This window comes from uncultured Aliiroseovarius sp., from assembly GCF_947497285.1.
Classification (GTDB): domain Bacteria; phylum Pseudomonadota; class Alphaproteobacteria; order Rhodobacterales; family Rhodobacteraceae; genus Aliiroseovarius.
Genome location: NZ_CANMFT010000018.1, coordinates 1 through 870, shown reverse-complemented (window position 1 = coordinate 870; position 870 = coordinate 1). Strand labels below are relative to the sequence as shown.

The following is an 870-nucleotide window of genomic DNA, read 5'->3' as shown; positions in this document are numbered from 1 at the left end:
CTGACGACGCGGATCGACCGTGCGTTTTCGGCCGATTACGACGAATTGCGCGAGGATTTCAATTCGGCGGCGGACAAGCTGATGGCCGCGATGCGGGGGGTTGTGGAAAACGCGGACCTGATCCGCGGCGAAGCGGCCGAGATATCAAGCGCGGCGGATGACCTGTCGCACCGGACGGAACGCCAGGCCGCGACGCTGGAGGAGACGGCGGCGGCGCTGGATGAGCTGACGTCCTCGGTGCGGTCTGCAGCGGATGGGGCGAGCCACGCCAATGAGGTTGTGGAAAGCGCGCGCCAGAACGCCGAAGCCTCGGGGGCGGTGGTGCGCGAAGCGGTGGGCGCGATGGGCGAGATCGAAACCTCGTCGCGTCAGATTTCGAAGATCACCGGGGTGATTGACGACATCGCGTTCCAGACCAACCTTCTGGCGCTGAACGCGGGCGTCGAGGCGGCGCGGGCGGGGGATGCGGGGCGCGGCTTTGCGGTTGTCGCCTCAGAAGTGCGCGCACTGGCGCAACGCTCGTCGGATGCCGCGCGCGAGATCAACGACCTGATCTCGGCGTCGGGTGGCCATGTGACACGCGGTGTCGAACTAGTCGACCAGGCCGGAGCGGCGCTGTCGGGCATTGTCGATAGCGTGACCGAGATCAGCCGCAATGTGCGCGAAATCGCAACCTCGGCGCGCGAACAAAGCGCCGGGTTGGCCGAGATCAACACGGCGGTGAACCAACTGGATCAGGTGACCCAACAGAACGCGGCCATGTTCGAAGAAACCACAGCCGCCAGCCACGCGCTGACCCGCGAGGCCGAGGCGCTGACCTCGACCATGGCGCGGTTTGAAACCGGCGTTGCGCGTGCCGACCCGGCGCGG

At 66.9% G+C, this 870-nt stretch carries 1 protein-coding gene; it reads left to right on the top strand.

The features are described from left to right. Positions 1-870 (top strand): methyl-accepting chemotaxis protein (locus Q0864_RS16545; RefSeq protein ID WP_298572074.1); only part of this gene is annotated, 870 nt, incomplete at both ends.